Here is a 6,260-nt window from a genome sequence, read left to right as displayed (position 1 = left end):
GCCGTACCGGCCATGACCAGACCGGCCAGACCCGAAGCCCGCAGCACATTCCGACGGGACGAAGCTGAGGACGGAGCGGGGGACGAGGCATTGACGGGCATGACGGAGGTACTCCTCGCGTGGTCGATGCGTGCTCGATGAGGATCAGTGGGAACCGGACCGACGGCCGGTCGCGGTCAGATCGTGTTGCGGTACGGCGGCATGAAGCGCATCCGCGGCATCTGGTCGGCCAGCACTCCCCCGTCCACGACGAGGCGCGCACCCGTGAGGTACGCCCCCGCGTCCGAGGCCAGCAGCAGCAGCGCGCCCACGCACTCGTCGGGCTGCGCGTACCTGCCGAGCGGGATGCGCTCGCGGTACGCGGACTCGAAGGCCTCCCGGTCGAAGGGGAACTCGCCGTCGATGGGGGTCTCGACCATGCCGGGCGCCAGGGTGTTGGCGGTGATGCCGTGCGGGGCGAGTTCGACCGCCAGGGTCTCGGTGAGCAGTTGGGCGGCGGCCTTGGAGGCGTTGTAGTGGGCCAGGCCGGCCTCCGCCACGAGGGCGTTCTTCGAGGTGATGGTGATGATGCGGCCTGCGACTGAGTCGGCCGTCATGTGTTCGGCGATGCGCTGGCTGAGGAAGAACACGGCGTCGACGTTGACCCGCATGATGTGTGACCAGCTGGCCGGGGTGATCTCGTTGAAGCGTTCAAGGGCTGCCGTGCCCGCGTTGTTGACAAGGATGTGCAGCGGTCCTGCCTCGGCGCGCACCGTGTCGACGAAGCCGGCCAGCGCCTCGATGTCCGCGAGGTCCTGTCCGTAGACACGGCACCGTCGGCCGAGCGCCTCGATCGCCGCGGCGGTCTCGGCGACGCCCTCGGCGCCGGGCAGGTCGACCAGGACCAGATCCGCGCCCGCCTCGGCGAGCCCGACGGCGAAGGACCGGCCGAGGCCTCGGGCGGCTCCGGTGACGACCGCGGTGCGGCCGGTCAGGTCGAAGCGGTCGGTGCCGCGGGGCGGGACGGCTGCGGTCATGACGGGGTTCCTTCGGACGGGGAGGGGACGAGAGGTGGGCCGCCGCGCCGGGACACAACAGGGTGGGAGCGCGGCGGCCCGGCTGCGGACCGGCACCGGGTACCGGGGGGGGTGACCCGGGTGCCGGCCCGCAGGCTGTGGGGAACGGCCCGGTCAGCCGTCAGGGGATGTCCGGCACACGAGTGCGGGAGAGGGAGGGGTGCCCGGTGGGTGCGATCGCAAGGCGCCGGAATGCCCTCGGACGGGGTCTCCCCAGCTCGAACGGCGTGGGGAGCCCGGGGAGTGAGTCACGTGGGCGTTGCGGCAACGCGTCGGGCGAGCGTGCCAGGCACCGCGAGGCGGCAGCCATGTGTCAGGCACCCCCCAGGCCCAGCAGATCGAGCGAGGGCCGGTGGATGATCTCCTCGATCGCGTCCGCGTCGAGCGGCGGCAGACCGGGGATGCCGGGGATGCGGGCGATCTCCCGCAGCCCCTTCACCGAGTCGTCGACCGTCGTGAACGGGTAGTCGCTGCCGAACAGGACCTTGTGGAAGACCCCGTAGTCCTGGACCAGCCGGAGGCTGTGCCAGAGCTGGAAGGGCCGGTAGTGCAGGGCGCTGAGGTCGGCGTACACGTGCGGGTGCTTGCGGATGACCGCGATGCACTCGCCCTCGAAGGGGTGGCCGAGGTGTGCGAGGACCATCCGCAGTTCCGGGTGGCGGATGGCGACGGCGTCCAGGTGCCGGGGCATCGCCCACTCCAGCGGCGCGCTGGAGACGAACGTGGTGCCGGTGTGCACCAGGAGCGGCAGCCCGTGCCGTTCGGCGTACGTGTACAGCTCGTCGTACTCCTCCGCCGCCGGGTCGAAGCCCGCGTACATCGGCATCAGTTTGATGCCGCGCAGGCCGAGCTCCTGGTGGCCGTAGCGCAGTTCCTCCTGCCAGCCCGGCTGGGTGGGGTCGAGCGCCAGGTAGCCGATCAGCCGGTCGGGGTGCTCTGCGACATACGCGGCCACGGCGGCGTCGTCGACCCAGAGCCCGCTGCGGCGCGCCTTGCCGCCGACGACGATCGTGCGGGTGGACTCGGGTGCGGTGGCGGCGTACTCCTCCCACTTCACCGTGAGGTCGACCTCGCCCGCGTGGGCGCGGGCGGAGTCGGAGCTGAACGGGTCGGTGAAGTCGTGGCTGTGCCGGAAGAGATGGGAGTGGACGTCGACGATCATGTGCGGTTCCGCTTCTCCCAGCCGTCCGCGAACATGTTCCAGAAGCGGTGGCTGGGCGGGTGTTCCTCGAAGACCTCGTCGACGAGTTCGACGCCGAGCCCGGGGGCGGTCGGCAGGCCGATGCGGCCGTCCTCCATCGGGAGGGTGCCCTTGAGGGCGTCGAAGACGAAGGGCTCCAGGAGCCCGTCGAAGGTTTCGAGGATCTTGAAGTTGGGGATTCCCAGCGCCGCGTGCACCGAGACGGTGGTGCAGAGCGGGGAGTTGGAGTTGTGCGGGGCGACGAGCATGCCGTGGGTGTCGGCGATCGCCGCCAGCTTCCGTACCTCGGTGAAGCCGCCGGCCATGGAGAGGTCGGGCTGGATGATGTCGACGGCGTTCGTGGCGAAGAGCTGCTTGTACTCGTAGCGGTTGTGGAAGTGCTCACCGCCGGAGATGGGGAACGCGGCGCGCTGCCGCAGTTCCGCGTACCGCTCGATGTGGGTCCAGGGCATCGGCTCCTCGAACCAGCCGATGTCGAAGGGCTCCAGCTCCCGCACCAGCCGGGCGGCGGTCGGCATGGCGAACCGGGCGTGCCCCTCGATGAAGAGGTCGATGTCCGGGCCGATGGCCTCGCGGACCGCGGCGACGAGATCGATGGAGCGGCGCAGTTCGGCCCGCTCCAGCTCGTGCAGGCCGGGGCCGAAGGGGTCGAACTTGAGGGCGGTGTACCCCTTGGCCACGGTCTCCTTCGCCTTGGCGGCAAAGGTCCCGGGCTCGCGTTCGCCGGTGTACCAGCCGTTGGCGTACACGCGGACGTCGTCGCGGCAGGCGCCGCCGGTCAGCCGGTAGGCGGGGACGCCGAGCGCCTTGCCCATCAGGTCGTACATCGCCTGGTCGAGGCCGGACAGGGCGACGCCGCCCATGTCGCCGCCGCGCAGGAAGTCGCCCTGGTAGACGCGGAGCCACAGCTCCTCGATGTCGAAGGGGTCGGCGCCGATCAGGTGCCGTTGGGCGATGGCCTCGGTGAGGGCGCAGACCTCACTCACCCGGTACGGGTGGGTGATCTCGCCGATGCCGGTCAGACCTTCGTCGGTGTGGACGCGGACATAGCCGAAGTCGCGCCAGGAGGTGCCGAGCATCAGGGTCTCGACGCGGGTGATCCGTCCGGCGGGGCCGGCGGGGCGGGTGCGGTTGACGGTGAGCATCAGCGGGTCGCCCCGCCCATGGTGGAGGCGTTCTCCAGGTCCCGGGCGCCGCCGTCGGCGAGGACGGCCTTGACCGCCGCCTCGGTGCCCTCGATCAGACGGTCCACGTCGGCGTCGGTGTGGGCGTAACTGATGTGGCTGCGCTTGAGGTTGAGCGGGAGCTCGAACAGGCCGTGGTCCAGGAGTCTGCGGCGGTAGCCGACGAACATCGAGGCGTCGTTGTTCAGCAGGTCCGCGTACGTACGGGGAGCCTCGCCCGGCATGAAGTAGCTGACGAAGACGGAGCCGTAGCCGGTGACGACCGCCGGGACGCCGAGGCGCTCGTACAGGCCGGTCAGTTCGGTGCGGACCCGGTCGCCGAGCCGGAAGACATGGTCGTGGACCGGTTCCTCCCGGAGCTTGCGCAGGGTGGCGAGGGCGGCGGCGACGACGGACGGGTGGCCGTTGTACGTGCCGGCGAAGAAGGCGGGGGCGCCGGGGCGGGTCGAGAAGAGGTCCATCAGGTCGGCGCGGCCGCCGATCGCGCCGACGGGGGCGCCGTTGGCGATGGCCTTGCCGAGGGTGGTGAGGTCGGGGGTGACGCCGGAGATCTGCTGCCAGCCACCGGTGCTGTGACGGAAGCCGGTGATGACCTCGTCGAAGATCAGGACGCTGCCCGCCTTCGTGGTCTCCTCACGCAGCGTGGTGAGGAACTCCTGGTAGGGCAGGAGTGCGCCGACGTTGTGCGGGACGGGTTCGACGATGACGGCGGCGATGTCGGAGCCGTGTTCGGCGAAGGTGCGGCGGACGGCCTCGCTGTCGTTGAACGGCAGGACGAGGGTGGCTTCGAGTACCTCGGGGAGGATGCCGGTCGAGATCGGGTCGTGGCCGCCGACCTTCGAGGGCTCGGAGATGACGTTGAGGCTGACCGCGTCGTGCCAGCCGTGGTAGCACCCCTGGAACTTGACGACCAGGCGGCGGCCGGTGGCGGCGCGGGAGACGCGCAGCGCGTGGAAGGTCGCCTCGCTGCCGGTGCTGGTGAGCAGGACCTTCTCGATCGAGGGGATCAGCTCGGTGAGCTGTTCGGCGAGAAGTACTTCGCCCTCGGTGACGCCGACGCCCATGTGCCCCAGCGTCGCGCCGGCTTCGGCGGTGGCGCGGGCCACGTCGGGGTCGTTGTGACCGAGCAGCGGCGGGCCGAACGCCGAGTGGAAGTCGGTGTACTCGCGTCCGTCGGCGGTACGGAACCGTGCGCCGTGGGTCCCGGTGACGACCAGGTCGGTCAGTCCGGGAACGCTGCGCTGACCGCTGTTCACGCCGCCGGGTACGACCTGGCGGGCGCGCTCGGCGAGTCGGGCTCCGGATTCGTTGCCTACCGGGCCTGAACTCATGGTGCTTGCTCCTTGCGTCGAGAGTCGTCGGTTTTCGCGGGCCCTGCCCGGCCCGTGAGTCCCTGGCGCCATCCGCCCGGCAGTCGCCGCAGGAAGAGGGTGATCCGTGGTGCTCGGTGATGCGTCTCGCTTTTTCAGAACGCTGTTCTGTAGAGCAGAACAGTGCCTGGATATTACGTCCGGCCCGATAGGCGGTCAACCCCTTCGAGGCGCCTCAAGCCCGGCATGTTGGGCCTTCTTTGCCACGAAAGGGCCCCGGAAGTGCCGCAGAGACACCTCGGCGACCCCGCAGCCACTAAGCTGTTCTGCTATGACGAACAGTGCTGCCCCAGAAGAGCCGAAGTACTGGGTCAAGAGCGTGGCCAGGGCAGCGGACATCCTCGAAGCGCTCGCCGCGCCCTCGCAGGGGAACGGCCTGAGCGTCACCGAGGTGGGCCAGGCCTGCTCCATCTCCAAGAGCGCCGCCTTCGGCATGCTCCAGACGCTGCGCGCGTACGGCCTCGTCTCGGACGACGGCGAGGGCATGAACCGCCGCTACCGGCTGGGCATGAGCCTGGCCCGGCTCGGCGACCGCGCCAGGTCGCAGGTCTCCCTGCGCGGGGTCGCCCACCCCGTTCTGCGCGACCTCACCCGGGCCACCGGCATGGCGTCCAGACTCGCCGTGCCCGAGGACGGCCACGCGGTCGTGGTGGACCAGGTCGAGCTCGACCAGCGCGTCCGGCTCGATCTGCGGATGGGCCAGCGCGAACTGCCGCACTGCACGGGGCTGGGCAAGGCGCTGCTCTCCGCCGTGCCGCAGAGCGAGGCCGCCTCGATCGTCGAACGGTTCGGGCTGCCCCGCCGCACGTCCCGCACGATCACGGACCGGGCGACGTTCCTGTCCCATCTGCGCGACATCGCCCGGGTCGGCTACGCCCTGGACGACGAGGAGGACGCCGAGGGCATCATCTGCATCGGCGCGCCGGTTTTCGACGACCGGTCGGTGTGCGCCGGGGCCGTTTCCATCACCGGCCTCAAGCTCGGGCTGCCGGCCTGGCGCTACCAGGAGCTCGGCGGCCAGGTGCGGGATGCGGCCCGCCGGATCAGCGCCTCGCTGGGCTGGGTCGAGGACCAGGACGCCGACACTTCGGACACCGACACATCACAATCCGACGGATTCGGGTCTTGACCGATCGGCTTCACCCGCCGTAGGTTCCCTGCCAACTGAGGTGACATTCAGCCGTCACCGACGATTTACCCCCTCCGGTCCGCTTCCGGCGCCTGCCCACCGCGCCGTGAACATCCGACGACCGGACCCTTTTCAGCCATCCGCCTCATGGCAGTCCACCGCAGGAACGCTCCCTCACTCGTCGCACTTCTCGGAAGGCGAAGTCCGCATGAGCGTTCCGCACCACCACACCCCTGCATCGCCCGCTGCCGCTTCCTCCTCATCGCCCGCTTCCTCGTCCCGTCGGAATGTGCTGCGGGCTTCGGGTCTTGCCGGTCTGGT

At 70.3% G+C, this 6,260-nt stretch carries 5 protein-coding genes; 1 reads left to right on the top strand and 4 read right to left on the bottom strand.

Annotated elements, in window-relative coordinates:
- Positions 1-176: 176 nt before the first annotated feature.
- The 4 genes from ACIOEW_RS41165 to ACIOEW_RS41150 form a co-directional block, all read right to left on the bottom strand.
- Positions 177-1,016, bottom strand: a complete 840-nt coding sequence (locus tag ACIOEW_RS41165) for an SDR family NAD(P)-dependent oxidoreductase (RefSeq protein ID WP_401970737.1) — start codon at positions 1,014-1,016, stop codon at positions 177-179.
- Between the two features lie 352 nt (positions 1,017-1,368).
- Complete coding sequence (locus tag ACIOEW_RS41160) at positions 1,369-2,217, bottom strand: amidohydrolase family protein (RefSeq protein ID WP_362557717.1); 849 nt, start codon at positions 2,215-2,217, stop codon at positions 1,369-1,371.
- On the bottom strand, positions 2,214-3,401 hold the full coding sequence (locus tag ACIOEW_RS41155; protein WP_401970734.1) for a mandelate racemase/muconate lactonizing enzyme family protein: 1,188 nt from the start codon (positions 3,399-3,401) through the stop codon (positions 2,214-2,216). Before ACIOEW_RS41155 ends, ACIOEW_RS41160 begins: the two co-directional genes overlap by 4 nt.
- Entirely contained in the window at positions 3,401-4,771 is a 1,371-nt protein-coding gene (locus tag ACIOEW_RS41150; RefSeq protein WP_401970732.1) for an aspartate aminotransferase family protein, read from the bottom strand. Before ACIOEW_RS41150 ends, ACIOEW_RS41155 begins: the two co-directional genes overlap by 1 nt.
- A 310-nt stretch (positions 4,772-5,081) precedes the next feature.
- Here ACIOEW_RS41150 and ACIOEW_RS41145 point away from each other — a divergent pair, with 310 nt between their 5' ends.
- The gene (locus tag ACIOEW_RS41145) at positions 5,082-5,939 is read left to right on the top strand and encodes an IclR family transcriptional regulator (protein ID WP_401970730.1); all 858 of its coding nucleotides are present in this window, start codon (positions 5,082-5,084) and stop codon (positions 5,937-5,939) included.
- Positions 5,940-6,260 lie beyond the last annotated feature (321 nt).

The sequence above is a fragment of the Streptomyces sp. NPDC087901 genome, from assembly GCF_044742205.1.
Lineage (GTDB): Bacteria > Actinomycetota > Actinomycetes > Streptomycetales > Streptomycetaceae > Streptomyces.
Note: the sequence above shows the minus strand (reverse complement) of the source record. Positions and strands in the feature narration are given on the sequence as shown.